Source organism: Pseudomonas baetica (assembly GCF_051216495.1).
In the GTDB taxonomy this organism is placed as follows: Bacteria; Pseudomonadota; Gammaproteobacteria; order Pseudomonadales; family Pseudomonadaceae; genus Aquipseudomonas; species Aquipseudomonas baetica_B.
This window is the reverse complement of record NZ_JBPKAM010000038.1, coordinates 40,054-56,116: the sequence shown is the minus strand read 5'-3', so window position 1 is coordinate 56,116 and position 16,063 is coordinate 40,054. Positions and strand designations below refer to the sequence as shown.

The following is a 16,063-nucleotide window of genomic DNA, read 5'->3' as shown; positions in this document are numbered from 1 at the left end:
CCCACTAACTGAGCAGCAAAGGTCAACGAAGAGCCGAAAAACCACTCGATGTGGTGAGTAGATTCTTCGGTGGTGATCGTGCGTGAGTTCAGGCGAGCCGAAAATCCGACTTTTTCAACAGAATCGGCCAAGAGCGGACGTTGATCCGGGTTACATGTCCAAGGTCTGTTGTCTATGCGAGCTTGCTGGCATGCTGCTTTACGAGTCACGCCGGCAGGTCGCAGCGGTCATTCGTCTACTCTTCGGCGTTGGCGAAAAGTGAAATCTTGCCCTGACGCTCTCGTAACTGAACGTCTACTGTCGGCACTCGCGGCGAGTGGATGACGTAGTAAAGTAGACCTGCCAATGTCAATCCTGCTATCCAGCTGATATCAGCTCCAATCAACCTGGCAAAAAAACCTTCAAAAAAAGAAAGCTTCATGAACGGTATAGTCCCCAGCACCGACACCGCATAGACGATCATGGTTTTCCTGTTCCAACGCCCATACCTGCCATGAGCTTCATACAGGTCATCAATGTGATATTCGCCCCGTCGGACCACGTAGTAATCCACGAGGTTTATCGCACTCCACGGAATCAGCAAATAGAGTTGGCCGATCAGGATATCCGCAAAGAAAGTATCGAAGTGATATTGGGTCTGCGTAGCAATGAGGCACGCTAGTATGGAAAGAATCGCCATCACCAAAGCCTTCGTGCCGGGCCGAACACGTTGGAGTTTCGCGAAACCACTGAAAATGGTGGTGGAAGACATATAAGCGCTGTAAAGGCACAGCACGTTGTATTGGATAACACCGAGTACTACCACCATCAACGCAGCTTTAGCCCAAGGGCCGAATAGATCCGCAATAGCTGCCCCAGGATCGAGATTGAGCGCCGAGGGCACTACAGTCGCGAGCAACGCGCCAAGGGCCATCATCCCTAACGAACCCAATGCACAACCGAAATACGTGGTCCAAAACGTGTCACGGGTACGAACATCAGCGGGTAGATAACGGGAGTAATCAGCCACATAGGGTCCGTAACCCAAAGTCCAGGACGCGGCCTGAGCAATCACCAGATTGAACACCGGCATGGAAAATGTCCCCGCCTCTATGTGAAGGGGACCCTGCGAGCTGGCACGAACCAGGATCAATACCAGCGCGGTACCAAACACCAGCGTCGACAACAACGTCATCCACGCTCCCAGGCGATGGATGAGCTCGTAGCCCACCACCCCGATCATGAATGTTGCGGCCCCGATGATCAGTATCGCCTGGTTGTCCGTTACTGGAAGCAACGTCTTGAGCGTGTCACGCATCAATACGCCGCTGGCGGCCATGAACAGTACAGCCGCTGTGACCATCACCGTCAGTGGAATCGCAGCACCGAACACACCAAACTGCGCACGGCTTTGGATCATTTGAGGCACGCCGAGATGGGGCCCTTGAGCAGAGTGTGCAGCCATGAAAACAGTGCCGATCATACTGCCAATGATCAACCCAAGTAGTGTCCACATCAGGCTGAGCCCAGAGGCGATTCCTAATGTGCCAATGATTAAAGCGGTCACTTGCAAGTTAGAACTGAACCAGACAGTGAACAGCCGCCGAGGCCTTCCGTAACGCTCGTTGTGCGGTACGAATTCAATACTGCGTTTCTCGACTTTCATTTTATTTTTACCTTGTCGTCAGGCAGGCTTCGCCACGGGCAAGCGAATTTCGCCTACTCAGAACCACCCGTTTAATAGGCCTAAAGCTGGGCCAATTCAGTTCTTGAGTGAACGCTGAAAAGCGTCGAATCCCGGTTTCCCGTCTGTTGTTACGACGCCATTGAACGCGAATCGGCTAGAAATTTAAGGACTGTATTTTTCATGGCGCCAACTCCGCCCTGACCTTCGCCAGCCCCGGTTGACCGTCCCATGTCGTCACGCCTGTCAGCCAGCCATTTAGCACCTCAGGGTTTTGCTTCAGCCATGCTTTGGCCGCAACTTCGGGGTCCATCTTCTCATCCAGGATGGAGCCCATGATGTGGTTCTCCATATCCAGGGTGAAGTTGAGATTCTTCAACAACTGACCGACGTTGGGACACTCGTCAACATAGCCTTTGCGGGTACTGGTATAGACCGTCGCGTCACCGAAGTCAGGACCGAAATAGGAATCCCCGCCCGTGAGAAACTTCATCTTGAAGCGCGTGTTCATGGGATGAGGTTCCCACCCCAGATAGACGATCGCTTCATTACGGCGTTGGGCTCGGTCCACCTGTGACAGCATTCCAGATTCACTCGATGCAACTACTCTGAAACCCGCGTCCTTCAAGCCGAAAGCGTTCTCATCGATTGCCTTCAGGACAGCATTGTTGCCACCATCCCCTGGCTCCAGGCCATAAACTTTGCCACCCAGAGCATCCTTGAACTTGGCGATATCGGAAAAATCCTTCAACCCTTGGTCCCACAGTGCCTGCGGGACTGCAAGCGTGTACTTGGCGTGCTGAAGGTTGACACGCACGATGTCGATCGTGCCGGCGTCACGATACGGTTTGAGATCCGGGTCCATGGTGGGGAGCCATGTGCCAAGGAACACATCCATGGTCTTGCCTTCTGACAAAGCCTTGAAGGTCAGCGGAACACCGACCAAAGTTGACTTGGTTTGATAACCGAGTCCTTTCAGAAGCGTGGTGGCGATCGCAGTGGTGGTCTGGATATCGGTCCAGCCAGGATCGGACATCCGTACCAGTCGACACTGCGGTGGTTCAGCCGCGTAGGTGTTTACGGACAGTGCCAGGGCGGAGCACAGCATGACACAACGTGCATTTTTCATGACGCAAATTCCTCTCTGTAGCGGCTATGGAAAGCGGCAGTTTCTTGTTATTCAGAGGTAAAGCTGTCTTCTTGTTTTATGCAGCAAAAGCGTGATTTCTAACGGCGTATTCCGATGACGCGCCCGCAGTAGCCTGGGCGTGGCAGCGACTGGTGAGAGTCGAATATCTGGCTGATTTTTTCTTCGACGGGACCAGCGAATTTAACAGCGCGGCCTGCCTCGCTACTGATGTTCATGAGCATCTGTTCGCTGGCTGCCAACAGTGTTGCGTCTGTAGGCCGATACAAGTGATGGACGATGTGCAGTCGCTTACTGTCATGGTCCACAAGTTGAGTGAACACCTGAACTTGTTCTCCCAGCTTGGTTTCGCTCAGGTAGTTGATGTGCGCTTCCAGCGTGTACAAGGTATGCCCGTACTTTGCCCGCCCGTGGGCGTCCAGGCCGATGTGATCCATCAACGCATCGGTCGCATGACTGAACAGTAGAAAGTAAAAGGCATCGCGCAGGTGGCCGTTGTAGTCGATCCAATCCTCGACAATCGTCGCCTGGTGGACGAGCAGCAGGTTTTTCATGAGTAATTCCTTCCAGAATTCATGGGCACACTTCAGAGATCGAGAACGAGGCTTTCTGATAGCGAGCGGGAAACGCAGATCATCATCACGTCGTTCTTCTTGCGCTCGGATGCTGTCAGCACGCTGTCGCGATGGTCTGGAATACCGTCCAGGACGCAGATTTCGCATGAGGCGCATGTCCCCTCACGGCACGAACTTTCCACTCGAAGACCGTTCGCTTCGAGCACCTGAAGAATGCTTTGGTCCGCTGGCACCTCGAAAGTTTTTCCGCTTCGGGCAAGCTGGACAGTGAAGGCTTTATCGGTAGCGGAACTTTTAGGTTCCTTGGGGGTAAACCACTCGAAATGTACTTGTTCCTCAGGAAAGCCAGCTGCCGCAGCTTCAACGGCGAGCATCAAAGGCGTTGGCCCACAGGTGTAAAAATGAGCATTCGACGATTGCTGATTGATTGCTGTAGAGATATCGAACAATCCACCCGCCTCATCATCGGCATGCAAGGTGACCTGATCGCCAAAGGCACGAAGTTCTTCCAGGAAGGCTGCCCGTTGGCGGCTACGAACCAGGTAGTAGAGGTGCCATGGGCGCTTGTTGGCTTCACACCACTGGATCATTGACCAGACTGGTGTGATCCCGATGCCGCCGGCAAAGAACACAAAACCTGGCGCATCCTCTTCCAGTGGAAAGTGATTACGCGGTGGGCTGATTTTCAGGGTATCGCCAACGCGCAAGGACTGATGAACGTGCTGCGAGCCACCTCGGCTGACGGGCGACAGGCCAACGCCCACGCAGTAGCGGTGATTTTCTTTTGCATCGTTGCACAGCGAATACTGGCGCACGATATTCCCCGGCAAATGCAATTCGATGTGGGCGCCGGGTTTAAACGGTGGTAGCGCTTCTCCCGTGGGCGAGCGCAGCTCGACGACCATGACACCTTTGGCTTCAGCAATCAGGTCAGTTATTTGTAGGTTCAATACTTCATCAGGCATGGCAAACCTCACGCAACGGCAAACTGGCCCGAGACGATTTACGCCTCCGGCCGCAACTCAACGGCGCCGAAGCGGCGCAGTCGCCTTCAACATGTGAGTGATCAGCTCATCCCGATGTGTCGCGAGCGTTGCCCAACTGTCGTTCCCTGCTTCATCGTGCACGCCCTCGACCAACATCGAGGCGGTATCGGCATCCAGTCGCGGATCACCAAGATCGTCCCACCAGCCGTGGAAGCTCTCGGTGTACTTCTGGCAGAAGGAGCTCAGGCCTTCCGACCCACCACCGAGGTGGAATAGCATGGTTGGACCCATCGCCGCCCAACGCAGGCCTGGACCTGCCCAGACGGCTTTGTCGACGTCTTCGACACTCGCTACACCGCTTTTCACCAGGTGAATGGCCTCGCGCCAGAGCGCAGCTTGCAGGCGGTTAGCCACATGACCCCGGACTTCGCGGTTGACACGGATCGTGACCTTGCCCACCAGCTCGTAGAAGCGCTCCGCCTGCTCGACAACACCGGCAGCGGTTTTTTCATTTCCCATCACCTCGACCAGTGGAATGAGGTGCGGTGGGTTGAATGGGTGTCCCAAAATGAAATGCGAAGGGTTTTTCCAACCAGCCTGCATTTCACCCAGGCGCAAACCGGAAGCGGAAGACGCCACGATCGCGCCAGGCTTGAGAGCAGCTTCAAGTTTTGCGAACAGATCGTGCTTGATTGCAATCCGCTCAGGCACGCTTTCCTGAACGAAGTCGGCCTGCTGTACGGCACCGGCAACATCGTTGTGGAAACTCAACTGGCCCGGTTCGGATTGGGCCAAACCCAGCTCGCACAGGGTTGGCCACGCATTGTCGATGTAGGCGCGTACATCGGCCTCCATCGTCGGCGACGGGTCGTACACAGCAACATTTCGTCCGGATGCCAGGAACAGTGCGGCCCAACTGGCACCGATCACTCCCGCGCCGATCACCGCAACATTTTGGAATTCACTCATCAGAAGAACCTCGGTTGTAATGGAGATGCACTGGTCAGGCCGCCATCGATGACAAAGCACTGTCCGGTGATGAAGCGCGCCGCGTCCGAAGCCAGCCACACCACCGTTTCGGCAATGTCGTCTGGGTGTCCAAAGCGACCTATGGGGTGGCGAGCCAGAGCGTCAGCTTTGGCTCTTTCCGGGTTGTCAGCCATGGCGAAAGCGTCTTCGGCCATCGCGGTCATGATCCAACCTGGGCATACCGCATTGCAGCGAACTCGAGGACCATGGTCCACGGCAATGGAACGGGTCAGGCCATGCACGAATGCTTTGGAGGCGTTGTAAAGCGCCATGCCCGGGTCGGCTGTTTGCCCTGATATCGAGCCCAGATTGATGATCGTGCCGCCGTGCTGAACCATGCCTGGCAGCACAGCGCGGCACAGGTTGAACGTACCTCGGGCGTTGATGCCGATGACCTCGTCCCAATCGGCATCGCTACTTTCAAGCACGGTTTTCTCAAGCTGTACGCCAGCGTTGTTCACCAGCACGCTCACCTTGCCGAAGCGCTGTTCCGTCCGCTCGACAATATGCCGGGCGTCTTCGGACCTGGAGACATCCGCCTGCACCCACTCAACTCCAGTATCAAGATCCCGGGGCCTGGTTCCCCTTCCACAGGCGACGACCTGGCCGCCTTGGGCAACGAACATATCTACGATCGCGCGTCCGATACCACGACCACCGCCAGTCACGATAACTACAGGTCTGTTCATGGTTGTCACCCGTGCGCCAGCATGACGTGGCGCACACTGGTGTAAGCATCAAGCGCAAACACCGACATGTCACAGCCGTGGCCCGAGCCTTTCATGGCAGCCCAGGGCATCTCTGGTGTGGCTACGCCATGTGTATTGACCCATGTGAAGCCGTATCGCAGCCGGCTGCTGGCCTCCATAGCGCGACCACTGTCACGAGTCCACACCGACGAGGCCAGACCGTAGCGGGTAGCGTTGGCAATGGAGATCGGATCCTGATCTTCGGTGAATCGCGACACTGTGATCACAGGACCGAACATTTCCTGGGTTGCGATTTCGGCGTGGTGATCGACATCGGCAACGACTGTTGGGCTGTAGAAGTAACCACCGCCAGGCTGGACAGCTCCACCGGTTACGACTTCGGCGTAGGCCCGCGCCCGATCGACAAAACCGGCCACTCGTTGGCGATGAAGCTCGGTTACCAATGGCCCCATTTCCGTACCAGCCGCTTTTGGCGCTCCGACCTTGATTGACGACGCGGCCTCCGCCAGGGCGCTGACGACGCGGTCATAGATCTTGCTGGCCACCAGAAGTCTGCAGGGCTGTGCGCAATCCTGGCCGGCATTGAAAAATGCCGTGGCCCGCAAGGTGGCCACCAATTTATCGATGTCCGCGTCTTCGTAGACGATAACGGGAGCCTTGCCTCCAAGTTCCACATGGACCTGGCGCATATCACGTGCTGCGGCACGCATGGCAGCGCTGCCTGTAGCAGGCGAACCGGTGATGCTCACCGCTTCAATGCCTTCGGCGTTTATCAGGTGGTCACCTGTCGAACTCCCTACGCCATGGATGATGTTGATGACCCCTTTGGGCACCACATCAGCCAGCAGGTGAGCAAGATGAAGCGTTGACAGCGGCGTAACTTCCGAAGGTTTGAGTACCACACTGCAACCAGCGGCCAGAGGGGCGGCCAACTTCCAGGCGGCCATCATCAGGGGGTAATTCCAGGGAGCAATAGCTGCCACCGGGCCAATCGGATCACGTCGGATCAGGCTGGTATGCCCCGGCACATATTCCCCTGCCGCCACACCTGCCATGGTCCGGGCTGCCCCGGCGAAGAAGCGAAAGGTGTCGAGGGTCAGCGGCATTTCATCATCAAGTGCCGATGGCCAAGGCTTGCCAACGTTGTCGCTTTCGAGCGAAGCCAATGCTTCGGCATGCTTCTCGACGACATCCGCAATGTCCATCAGGAGCCCGGCACGCTGTGCCGGGGTTGTTCTTGAGTACGCTTCAAAAGCTTCATGCGCGCCACGCACAGCAGAGGCCAATTGCGCATCATCAGCTTGGCGAACACTGACGATCTCCTCACCTGACGACGGATTGATGACCGGCAGGTAGTCAGCTGCGCCCTCAACGAGTTCGCCGTTGATTAACAATTTCGTATGCATGATTTATCCCCAATCGCGAGTCACAGGATGATCTTGTCTCGCCCCTTCAGGCCGAGGCGCACACGCGTTTCTTCTGGCGTAGCTACCTTCAAGCCCAGGCCCTCAACGATTGAGCGAATCTTCAGTACCTGCTCGGCATTACTCTTCGCCTTCTCGCCCGCTCCGATGAACAGGCTGTCCTCCAGACCGACGCGTACGTTGCCGCCCAGCATTGCGGCCTGGGTTGCGAAGGTCATCTGATTCTTGCCGGCAGCCAGAACGGACCATTCGTAATCCTTGCCGAACAACTTCTGCGCCACGGTATGCATGTGCATGAGGTTGTCCAGGTCAGCACCGACGCCACCGAGCACACCGAAGACGATCTGGATAAGGAACGGAGGCTTGACCCAACCCTGGTCAATCACCCATGCCAGGTTGTAGAGGTGACCCAAGTCGTAGCACTCGAACTCGAAGCGAGTGCCGTGACCTTCGCCCAGCTCCTTGACGATGTATTCGATGTCGGCAAAGGTGTTGCGGAAGATGAAATCGCGAGTGCTATCGAGGAACGCCGGCTCCCAGTCGTGCTTCCAGTTCGAGTACTTGGCCTTCATCGGGAAGATACCGAAGTTCATCGAACCGACATTCAGCGAGGCCATCTCGGGGCTGACGGCCAGGGCTGCGCGCAGACGCTCCTCGCGAGTCATCCCCAGGCCTCCGCCGGTAGACACGTTCAGTACCGCATTGCTCTGACGGTGGATCTGCCCCATGAAATCCTGGAACAGTTCAGGGCGTGGGTCGGGCTTGCCGGTTTCAGGATTGCGCGCATGCAGGTGGATAATCGACGCGCCGGCATTTGCCGCTTCAATGGAGGAGTCGGCGATCTCCTGCGGTGTGATTGGCAGGTATTCCGACATGGTCGGGGTGTGCACGCCACCAGTGGTGGCGCAGGTGATAATGACGGACTTAGGCATGGCGAGACTCACAGTTTCATTTGTTGGACTTGGGCGGTAAGGCCACCGTCGAGAATCCACAACTGGCCACTGGCATAGCGCGCTTCATCGCTGGCCAGCCAATAGACGAGGTTGGCGACGTCGTCTGGTGTTCCGTAACGCCGGGTGGGGTGAACATCTCGTACAGCGTTTTCAAGGCTGGCGATGTCACCGTGGCCTTGGAAAAAACTTCGCAACATGGGCGTGTCGATGTAGCCGGGGCATACCGCGTTGACACGAATACCTTCCGGACCGTGATCGCAGGCCATCGCACGGGTCAATGCGTGTACCGCTCCCTTGCTGGCGCAATACGCCGCCAGACCTGGGTCAGCAATGAAGCCGTCGTAGGAACCGAAGTTGATCACGCTGGCTCCGGCGCTTTTGCGCAACAGCGGCAAGGCGTGTTTGCTGACCAGGAAGGTCCCGGTGACATTCACCGCGAACACGCGGTTCCAGACCTCCAAGCTGGTGTGCTCGATGGTGTGCTCCACTTCAATGCCAGCCGCGTTCACAAGAACATCCAGCCGGCCGTGGTTTTGCTCCACTCGCTGCATGACGGCTCGTACCTGTTCCTCGTTACCAACATCAAGGTGTACGGATTGCGCACCTTGCACCCCCGCTCCTTGAGAGAGATCCGCGGCGTAAACAACTGCCCCTTCCTTCAGCAGTCGCTCGCACACAGCCTTCCCGATGCCGCCGGTGCCCCCAGTGACCAGTGCAACCTTCCCCGCGAGTCCGCTGCTCATGGCTTCACACTGCGTGCGTATGCGTCGAGTACAAGACCATGGAAGTGATGCAGTGCATGTTCGGATTTGCCCGAACCGTTCGGGTCGGTGACGATTCGTCCCTGTTCAAAAGCCGGGGTCTGCATTCCGCGCTGGACGTTTTCCACCAGCGAGATGTCCTCGACTTGCAGCACTTCATCCAGGTAGCGGATCGCCTCTTTTTCCATGTCGTCCGGTTCGGGCGTTTCCAGGAAAAAGTCGTAGGTCTCGAAGGTGCGATCAGGCCCCATTGGCACGATGTTCAACACGATCATCGAGCTGCGACCTGGGTAGCGCATCAGGCAGGTGTTAGGCCACAGCCACCACACAGCGTGAGTGCGAACGCTGGCTTTGGACACGTCATAGGCGGAGTTTTGCCCCTTGCCAGCTTCGGCCATGTGGCTCGAATAAATGCCATGGGTCTTCACCTTGTAGGTGTCCATGTCGACAAGCGTGCAGAAGTCCTTATGTGCGGTCGGGCAGTGGTAGCACTCGAGGAAGTTGTCGACGACGTTTTTCCAGTTCGACTTGATCTCGTAGGTCAGCCGATGCGCGAAGGTGAGCTTCTCGATGTCCGGCGCCCATTGCTGGATTTCCTTGGCCAGATCGCCGGACTGCTCGCGCAGAGGTGCGGCCTCGGGATCGAGGTTGACGTAGATGAACCCGCAGAACTCCTCCACTTGAACCGGGCTCAGGTGAATCTCGTCTTTATTGAACTCCTTGAGGCCGCCAACATGTGGCGCGGCAACCAGATTGCCGTTCAGGCCGTAGCACCAGGAGTGGTAAGGGCAAACAATCCGCTTAGTCTTGCCTTCTCCTTGCAGCACTGGGTGAGCGCGATGCTTGCAGACGTTGTAGAAGGCGCGCAGTACACCTTCCTGATCCCGCACCACGGCGATCGGGCGGCCGGCGATATCAACGGTGGTATAGCTGCCCGGCTCACGCACTTTCTCGACGTGGCATACCCACTGCCAGCTTTTAGCAATGATTTCCTGTTGATCGAGGCGGAACCATTCGGGTTCGACATAAGCGTCGGCGCGCAGGGATTGGGAGATCAACGGATCGGGATCGTAACCCTGCTTGATCGTTTCGAATTGGCGAGGATGCAGTAATTCAGACATATCGACGGCCCTTTTATTGTGACGAGCATTGGGGATCTGCTCGTTCTGTGGGGTCGATATTGGTCTGACTGCAGAGAATGAAATGTGCAAAAAACGCCTAGTTTTTTGCTTTTTTAGCCATTGTCGTTTTTAGATATGCGCAAACAGTTAACGACAGCGATTAACGTTCCTTGCCAATCTGATGCATTGGCCAAGCGCGATAATCGAATGGCACGCGACCTTCGTGGCGGTCCTTGCGAGGCGACAATCCGAAGCGCTCCCGGTAGATCTTGCAAAAATGAGACTGGTTGGGAAATCCGGAGGCGACACCGACTTTAGTCAGGGCCAAATCAGTCTGCGTTACTAATCCACGAGCGCGGTCCAGGCGGATATCGCGGTAGTACAGGGCCGGACTTTTGTGGACCACCTGACGAAACAATCGGTCAAGCTGACGCTGTGATATACCCACCTGCTCACAGATCTCCGGAATGCTGATGACTTCCTCCAGATGAGTCTCCATCAGCTTGATTGCCTGCTTCACCACTAGTGGAATGGTGTGCCCCAGAGGCTGGTGGTTTTCGGGATTCTGTTGGGTGCTGGCTGGCCGAAATTCCTGATGAAACACATAACGCGCAGCTTCATTGGCCAGTGTCTCACCGTGCATATTGCGGATCAGTTGCAAGGCTGTATCCGTGGCGGCAGCGCCGCCGCAGCAGGTGATTCGGTTCTGGTCGAAAACATATAAGTCCTCAACGATGGTGACGTCAGGATAGAGCTCGATGAGCGCATCGATATGTTCGTAATGCCCAGTCGCCCTTCGTCCTGACAGCAAGCCAGCCTCGGCCAACAGAAACGTACCCGTGTCGATCGCTCCCAACATGCAGCCTTTGCTTGCCCAAGTTCTGAGCATGCCTTGCAGGTATGAGCTGTAGTGCTGTTCAGGTGACCAGCTACAGGAGACAACAATCAAATCCCAAGGCTCGTCTCGCAGGTTCGCCAAGGACTGGGTAAACAAGTCCATACCGTTCGAGGCTCGAATGCCTCCTCCCTCCACTGAAGCGAACTCCCAATGGAAGCGACTCTCCCCACTCAAGTAATTGGCGGCCCGAAACGGGTCGACAAAGGCTGTGGTGGCGGCAGCATTGAAGTAGGGAAACACGATGACCAGAAACTTGAACAAGCGAATCTCCAATCTGGTGGCATGACTGATAATACGTCATCGCAGCCAAATCTTGCGTCCTGGGATACAGCGCGTGACTCATGCGTTCTGCTCGAAGGCCTGTATCCTAAGTTTGGTGTCATGTCTGCACTGAATTTTTAAGCGCTTATGTCCTAGCTTTCAAACGTCTTCTGCAGGTCGATTGCAGCCCCATGCGAAAGGCAGCAATCGGCTGTGGATTGCGGCCTGTCGACACAGGCTTCCATCGAAACCAACAAAGCGAAGCGCACACCTTATCGACACGTACAGGCATGACAAAGTCTCAGCCATACCGGGCAGAGGTGTCGTTCCACCGTCGCTCAGTACCGGACCAGTCCCCCAAAAACGAAGGGGAGCGTAATAGATCGAATGCAGGCTAACCGGTCATAACCCTGGAGGACATTTCGGCTGCATTCGACAGAGCACCTCGCGCTCTTGAAATCCTGGAACCACGTCTATGACTGTTTCGATTGTTCGCGCGGCTTGGTCGCATGACTATCCCGACACCTGCGCGATGCTGGCGACCATGCAAGACGAAGTCGCCTGGGGCAGTTGGAGAAGTGTGAGGTGTGAATATGCGCGGGCGCCCTTCCCATTGAGTCAGGCCCCGCTGTCATCCCCTACGGTGGGCGTCGTGGCCGTGCCTGCCAACAGGCCGCCGTCGATGTTGAACTCACTGCCGGTCATGTACGTTGCGTCATCCGAGGCGAGCAGCAGTGCCACAGCCGCAACTTCTTCGGGCATCCCGAACCGCCTCAGAGGCGTACCTTGAACCAGTGCGGCCATTCGCTCTTGACGATCCGCGCCGGTGCCCAACATAGGTTCCCACATGGGTGTGAGGATGGCCGCAGGATGGATCGAGTTGCAGCGGACTTTAAGACCTTGCTCGGCGCAGTAGAGCGCCACCGTCTTGGTGTGATTGCGTACTGCGCCTTTGGACGACGCATAAGCCGCAGCGCCGGGAATGCCGACCAGGCCGGATCGAGACGAGATGTTGATGATCGAGCCTGTTCCGTGACGCCGCATGGCGCGAATGGCGTATTTGCAACCGAGGAACACACCGTCAAGATTGGTTTGATGCACGGCGTGCCAGTCCTCCAAACGCGCATGCTCCGGGTCGTGCCGCACGAAGCCTTGCTCGAATCCGGTGATACCGGCGTTGTTCACCAAGACGTCCAGCCTGCCACACTCCTTCAGGATTTGCGCCGTCACTTGCTGCCAATCTTCTTCGCTCCGCACATCAAGGCGCAGATAGTTGGCGCAATCACCGAGTGAATCTGCAACGGTTCTGCCAAGCTCGTCGTTGATATCCGTGACGTAGACAAAGCAATCTTCCTGCGCGAAGAGTCGCGCAATCGATTCGCCAATCCCTTGGGCCGCCCCGGTAACGATCGCAACCCTGGAAGTCAGTTTGTTGGCCATAAGTAATGTGGCGACTCCCTTGGTTTGATACGGATGAGGTATGAGCCAATAAGTCTCGCAAAGCAGTAGCTGCCCCCTCCAACGGGGTTGGCAACCAAAAACGATCCCGAGTATAGACTGGCCCGCGAAACGCCAGCGGGTGAGGTGGACGGAGTGTCCACGCAATGCTCCCCTCCCTCACTGCGCTGGTGTTTCGCGCTTGTACCCCAGCAGCACTGAGCACTGTGTGGGTGCTTCCACTACATGGGTGTTCCGCACTCACTCAATCAACCCATTCTTACGCGCCCACGACACCGCATCATAACGACTGGAAACCCCCAGCTTGGCGTAGATGTTCTTCAGGTTCCACTTCACCGTTTCCAGCGAGATGTTCAGCGTCAGGGCCACGCGTTTGTTGGCCATCGCCTGGCTGATCAACTGCAGGATGGCCAGCTCCCGAGGGGTGAGCATCGAAGTGGCGCCATCGGCCGACGATTCGCTGGGACGGCCAACACTTCCAGCACTGAAGCGCTCCAGCAACTGCCCCAGGTATGCTTCCTCCTCACTAGCCAGTGGCTTGCTTGCCAGCATCGCGAGTCTCTTTCGCAACCCCTCGCCTTCGTCGAGGAAGGTACGCACCAGACCCAGTCGACGGCCCAGGGCCAAGGCTTCAAGCAAATGCGCTTGCGCCTGTTCCGGCAGCAGCAGGTCGGCCTTGGCACACGCCTCGAGCAACTGGCCGGTGACCCGCAATTGTCCGCGGCTGAACTTGATGGCGTATGTCTGCACGAGGGCCAGATCTTCCAGAGCCTTGTCCGGGTAGTTGGTGGCCAGCCGCAGGCGCGCTTGTGCCAACGCGGCGATTGCCGGGATTTCTGCCTGGTAGCCCGAAGCGTCCCGGTGTTTTTCAGCGAACGCTTGCAGTTTGGCCACCCGTTCGGCGGCATGGCACTTGTCATTTTCCAGCAAGGCAATGCGCGCCTGTTCGGCCAGACAATGAACCAGGGCGCGATCCTGGCCGATGGTGCGAAAGTGCCGTTCCTGTCGCTCCAGAAAGGCCATGGCTACCGACGCGCTGTCCTGAAGCAGGTCCAGACGTGCTCGACAGAGGGTGGCGCGCAGCATGGTGTCGGGCATGGCCCATTGCAGCAGGCCGTTGCGATTGGCGAGGATTTCCCGTGCTTCGTCGGTACGGTCAAGCTCCCGATAGACCTCCGCCAGCGTCGCAGCCCCTATATACGCACTGGCGGCGCGGTGTCCGTGAACCGCCACGGCGCGGGCCAGTTGCGCTGAACCGACCCGTTCAGCCTCACGCATCTGGCCGGCCTGCAAGCAACACAGGGTCCGGGCGCCTTCGGCCACCAGCGCCATCTCGCTGTTGCGCTCGGCCTCGGGGATGGGGTTATCGTCCAGGCACTGTAGCGCCTCCTCGATCCGTCCTGCGGCCAGATAGGCAATCGTCAGCAGTGCCGGTGCGCCGAAACGTGTCACGGTGTAGTCGTCCGGCAACGCCTGGAAGTCCTCGAGCAAGCCGATGATTGGCTCGGTGCGATCACGCTGCAGTTCAATGGCCGCTTGCACCAGCGGCAATCGATAAGCAACGTCGGCGTGTTGCGCCGCACCGCTGCGGTGAAATTGCTCCAGCCAGACCTCGGCCTTGGCCGGCCGTGCAGTGAGTGCGTAGGCCAGGCAACCGAGAAAGAACAACCGGGGCCGGGAGAACAGGATGTCCTGTGGCAAACGGTCGAGCAGGCGCAACAGCGGGCTCAGTTGACTCAGGCTCCAGGTTGCCGGTGCCGCCCGCTCGATCAGTTGTGCGGCGAAGTCGAGGTCGCCCGCCAGGGTGGCGTGGCGTACCGCCTCGGCCAGCAGTTTGCGTTCGGCGAACCAGCGGGCGGCGCGGTTGTGCAGTTCGGTTTGCGCGGCGCTGTCACGACGGGCGAGCCGCGTGGACAGGAAATCGCCGAACAGTGCATGAAAGCGATACCAGGGTTGGCGGTCATCGGCCTCAACGCGAAAGATCAACAGGTTCTCTTCATCCAGACGCTTGAGCATCGCCTGCGCCGAACTGACGCCGGTGATCGCCTGCGCAAGGGAAGCGTTGAAGCGCCGGCAAATACTCACACTCTCCATGAACTGCGCCAGTTCGGGCGGCAGATGGGCCATGACGTCCTCGGCCAGGTAGCTCTGCAGATCGTCGGAGCGCCAGCCCATTTCGCGCAGGGCGCCACGGGAATCCGGATCGCTGCGCAGCAGGATGATCACCAGTTGCAAGGTGGCCGGCCAGCCGCTGGTGAGTTCGTGAATCTGATGCAGCTCCTCCGGACTGAGTTTCAAGGCCGCCAGGCCCTGTTCCAGAAAGGCACGGGATTCAGCCAGGTCGAAGGGCAAGGAGGCGCAATCGAGCTCCAGCAACTGACCACTCAGGCGCAGTCGACTGAAACTCAGCGGCGGACCGACACGGGACGAGATGACGAAGTGCAGGTTCTCGGGGCTGTGATCCAGCAGCTTTTGCATCAACTGGTGGGAACGGGGGTCGGTGACGTGCTGGTAGTCATCGATAACCAGGAACAGCTCTTTGTTGATACTGGCGGCACCTTCGACAACGGCCGCCACCACCTCATCGAGGAACTCCGGGCGCGAACCTTCCAGCGGCACGCCGCTGTCCAGGGCAATGCCAAGGCGCTGCAAGGCGCCGCGCAGATAGGCGAAGAAGATGGGCACATGCTGGTCATCACCGCTCAGCGACAGCCACGCCACCTCGGCCCCCGCGCGCATCATCACCTGCCGCCACTGGGCCAGCAGTGTGGTCTTGCCAAAACCGGGACTGCCGGTGATCAACCCAACGCGGCAGTGCGTCATGCCCTGCAGGTCCTGCAACAAACGTTCGCGCAGGATGGTCTGGGTGCCGATACGCGGCGGTGCGAATTTCGTCGATACGAGCAGCTTGTCGGTATGCATGTTGTGCCTGGTCTCCGATCCTGCCGAACCCGATGAAACAGCGAATCGGGCGCTGCACGATACGGATCGGCGAGGTGTGGCCATGTTCTGGCGTTTTTGTAGGATTATTTTCCCGAACGAAGCTAATAGCCGTGACTCGGGATCCGCCTTGGCAC

At 57.6% G+C, this 16,063-nt stretch carries 13 protein-coding genes; all 13 read right to left on the bottom strand.

Annotation, left to right across the window (positions count from 1 at the left end):
- Window positions 1-235: 235 nt before the first annotated feature.
- The 13 genes from ACSFE6_RS15410 to ACSFE6_RS15350 all read right to left on the bottom strand — a co-directional run bounded on the left by ACSFE6_RS15410 (window position 236) and on the right by ACSFE6_RS15350 (window position 15,908).
- Window positions 236-1,645 carry a purine-cytosine permease family protein gene (locus ACSFE6_RS15410; RefSeq protein WP_435428417.1) on the bottom strand — a complete coding sequence of 470 codons (1,410 nt, stop codon included), beginning with the start codon at window positions 1,643-1,645 and terminating at the stop codon, window positions 236-238.
- Window positions 1,646-1,844: 199 nt separating this feature from the next.
- On the bottom strand, window positions 1,845-2,792 hold the full coding sequence (choX, locus tag ACSFE6_RS15405; protein ID WP_435428416.1) for a choline ABC transporter substrate-binding protein: 948 nt from the start codon (window positions 2,790-2,792) through the stop codon (window positions 1,845-1,847).
- Between the two features lie 98 nt (window positions 2,793-2,890).
- Window positions 2,891-3,364 carry a thioesterase family protein gene (locus ACSFE6_RS15400; RefSeq protein WP_435428415.1) on the bottom strand — a complete coding sequence of 158 codons (474 nt, stop codon included), beginning with the start codon at window positions 3,362-3,364 and terminating at the stop codon, window positions 2,891-2,893.
- 32 nt (window positions 3,365-3,396) lie between these two features.
- Complete coding sequence (locus tag ACSFE6_RS15395; RefSeq protein WP_435428414.1) at window positions 3,397-4,350, bottom strand: PDR/VanB family oxidoreductase; 954 nt, start codon at window positions 4,348-4,350, stop codon at window positions 3,397-3,399.
- Window positions 4,351-4,407: 57 nt separating this feature from the next.
- Window positions 4,408-5,340 carry a 3-hydroxyacyl-CoA dehydrogenase NAD-binding domain-containing protein gene (locus ACSFE6_RS15390; RefSeq protein WP_435428413.1) on the bottom strand — a complete coding sequence of 311 codons (933 nt, stop codon included), beginning with the start codon at window positions 5,338-5,340 and terminating at the stop codon, window positions 4,408-4,410.
- The gene (locus tag ACSFE6_RS15385) at window positions 5,340-6,089 is read right to left on the bottom strand and encodes an SDR family NAD(P)-dependent oxidoreductase (RefSeq protein ID WP_435428412.1); all 750 of its coding nucleotides are present in this window, start codon (window positions 6,087-6,089) and stop codon (window positions 5,340-5,342) included. Before ACSFE6_RS15385 ends, ACSFE6_RS15390 begins: the two co-directional genes overlap by 1 nt.
- A gap of 5 nt (window positions 6,090-6,094) precedes the next feature.
- The gene (locus ACSFE6_RS15380) at window positions 6,095-7,516 is read right to left on the bottom strand and encodes an aminobutyraldehyde dehydrogenase (RefSeq protein WP_435428411.1); all 1,422 of its coding nucleotides are present in this window, start codon (window positions 7,514-7,516) and stop codon (window positions 6,095-6,097) included.
- 20 nt (window positions 7,517-7,536) lie between these two features.
- Window positions 7,537-8,466, bottom strand: a complete 930-nt coding sequence (locus ACSFE6_RS15375; protein WP_435428410.1) for a 3-keto-5-aminohexanoate cleavage protein — start codon at window positions 8,464-8,466, stop codon at window positions 7,537-7,539.
- 8 nt (window positions 8,467-8,474) lie between these two features.
- The gene (locus ACSFE6_RS15370) at window positions 8,475-9,230 is read right to left on the bottom strand and encodes an SDR family NAD(P)-dependent oxidoreductase (RefSeq protein WP_435428409.1); all 756 of its coding nucleotides are present in this window, start codon (window positions 9,228-9,230) and stop codon (window positions 8,475-8,477) included.
- Window positions 9,227-10,369, bottom strand: a complete 1,143-nt coding sequence (locus ACSFE6_RS15365) for an aromatic ring-hydroxylating oxygenase subunit alpha (protein WP_435428408.1) — start codon at window positions 10,367-10,369, stop codon at window positions 9,227-9,229. Before ACSFE6_RS15365 ends, ACSFE6_RS15370 begins: the two co-directional genes overlap by 4 nt.
- Before the next feature lie 160 nt (window positions 10,370-10,529).
- The gene (locus ACSFE6_RS15360) at window positions 10,530-11,528 is read right to left on the bottom strand and encodes a GlxA family transcriptional regulator (RefSeq protein WP_435428407.1); all 999 of its coding nucleotides are present in this window, start codon (window positions 11,526-11,528) and stop codon (window positions 10,530-10,532) included.
- A gap of 618 nt (window positions 11,529-12,146) precedes the next feature.
- Entirely contained in the window at window positions 12,147-12,968 is an 822-nt protein-coding gene (locus ACSFE6_RS15355) for an SDR family oxidoreductase (RefSeq protein WP_435428406.1), read from the bottom strand.
- Window positions 12,969-13,226: 258 nt separating this feature from the next.
- Window positions 13,227-15,908 carry a LuxR C-terminal-related transcriptional regulator gene (locus ACSFE6_RS15350; protein WP_435428405.1) on the bottom strand — a complete coding sequence of 894 codons (2,682 nt, stop codon included), beginning with the start codon at window positions 15,906-15,908 and terminating at the stop codon, window positions 13,227-13,229.
- Between the last annotated feature and the right edge of the window lie 155 nt (window positions 15,909-16,063).

Excerpts from the sequence above, each read along its gene's own strand:
- ACSFE6_RS15380 (WP_435428411.1), bottom strand. The coding sequence starts at position 7,516 with ATGCATACGAAATTGTTAATCAACGGCGAACTCGTTGAGGGCGCAGCT.
- ACSFE6_RS15355 (WP_435428406.1), bottom strand. The coding sequence starts at position 12,968 with ATGGCCAACAAACTGACTTCCAGGGTTGCGATCGTTACCGGGGCGGCC.
- ACSFE6_RS15395 (WP_435428414.1), bottom strand. The coding sequence starts at position 4,350 with ATGCCTGATGAAGTATTGAACCTACAAATAACTGACCTGATTGCTGAA.
- ACSFE6_RS15375 (WP_435428410.1), bottom strand. The coding sequence starts at position 8,466 with ATGCCTAAGTCCGTCATTATCACCTGCGCCACCACTGGTGGCGTGCAC.
- ACSFE6_RS15410 (WP_435428417.1), bottom strand. The coding sequence starts at position 1,645 with ATGAAAGTCGAGAAACGCAGTATTGAATTCGTACCGCACAACGAGCGT.
- choX (WP_435428416.1), bottom strand. The coding sequence starts at position 2,792 with ATGAAAAATGCACGTTGTGTCATGCTGTGCTCCGCCCTGGCACTGTCC.
- ACSFE6_RS15365 (WP_435428408.1), bottom strand. The coding sequence starts at position 10,369 with ATGTCTGAATTACTGCATCCTCGCCAATTCGAAACGATCAAGCAGGGT.
- ACSFE6_RS15400 (WP_435428415.1), bottom strand. The coding sequence starts at position 3,364 with ATGAAAAACCTGCTGCTCGTCCACCAGGCGACGATTGTCGAGGATTGG.
- ACSFE6_RS15390 (WP_435428413.1), bottom strand. The coding sequence starts at position 5,340 with ATGAGTGAATTCCAAAATGTTGCGGTGATCGGCGCGGGAGTGATCGGT.
- ACSFE6_RS15385 (WP_435428412.1), bottom strand. The coding sequence starts at position 6,089 with ATGAACAGACCTGTAGTTATCGTGACTGGCGGTGGTCGTGGTATCGGA.
- ACSFE6_RS15370 (WP_435428409.1), bottom strand. The coding sequence starts at position 9,230 with ATGAGCAGCGGACTCGCGGGGAAGGTTGCACTGGTCACTGGGGGCACC.
- ACSFE6_RS15350 (WP_435428405.1), bottom strand. The coding sequence starts at position 15,908 with ATGCATACCGACAAGCTGCTCGTATCGACGAAATTCGCACCGCCGCGT.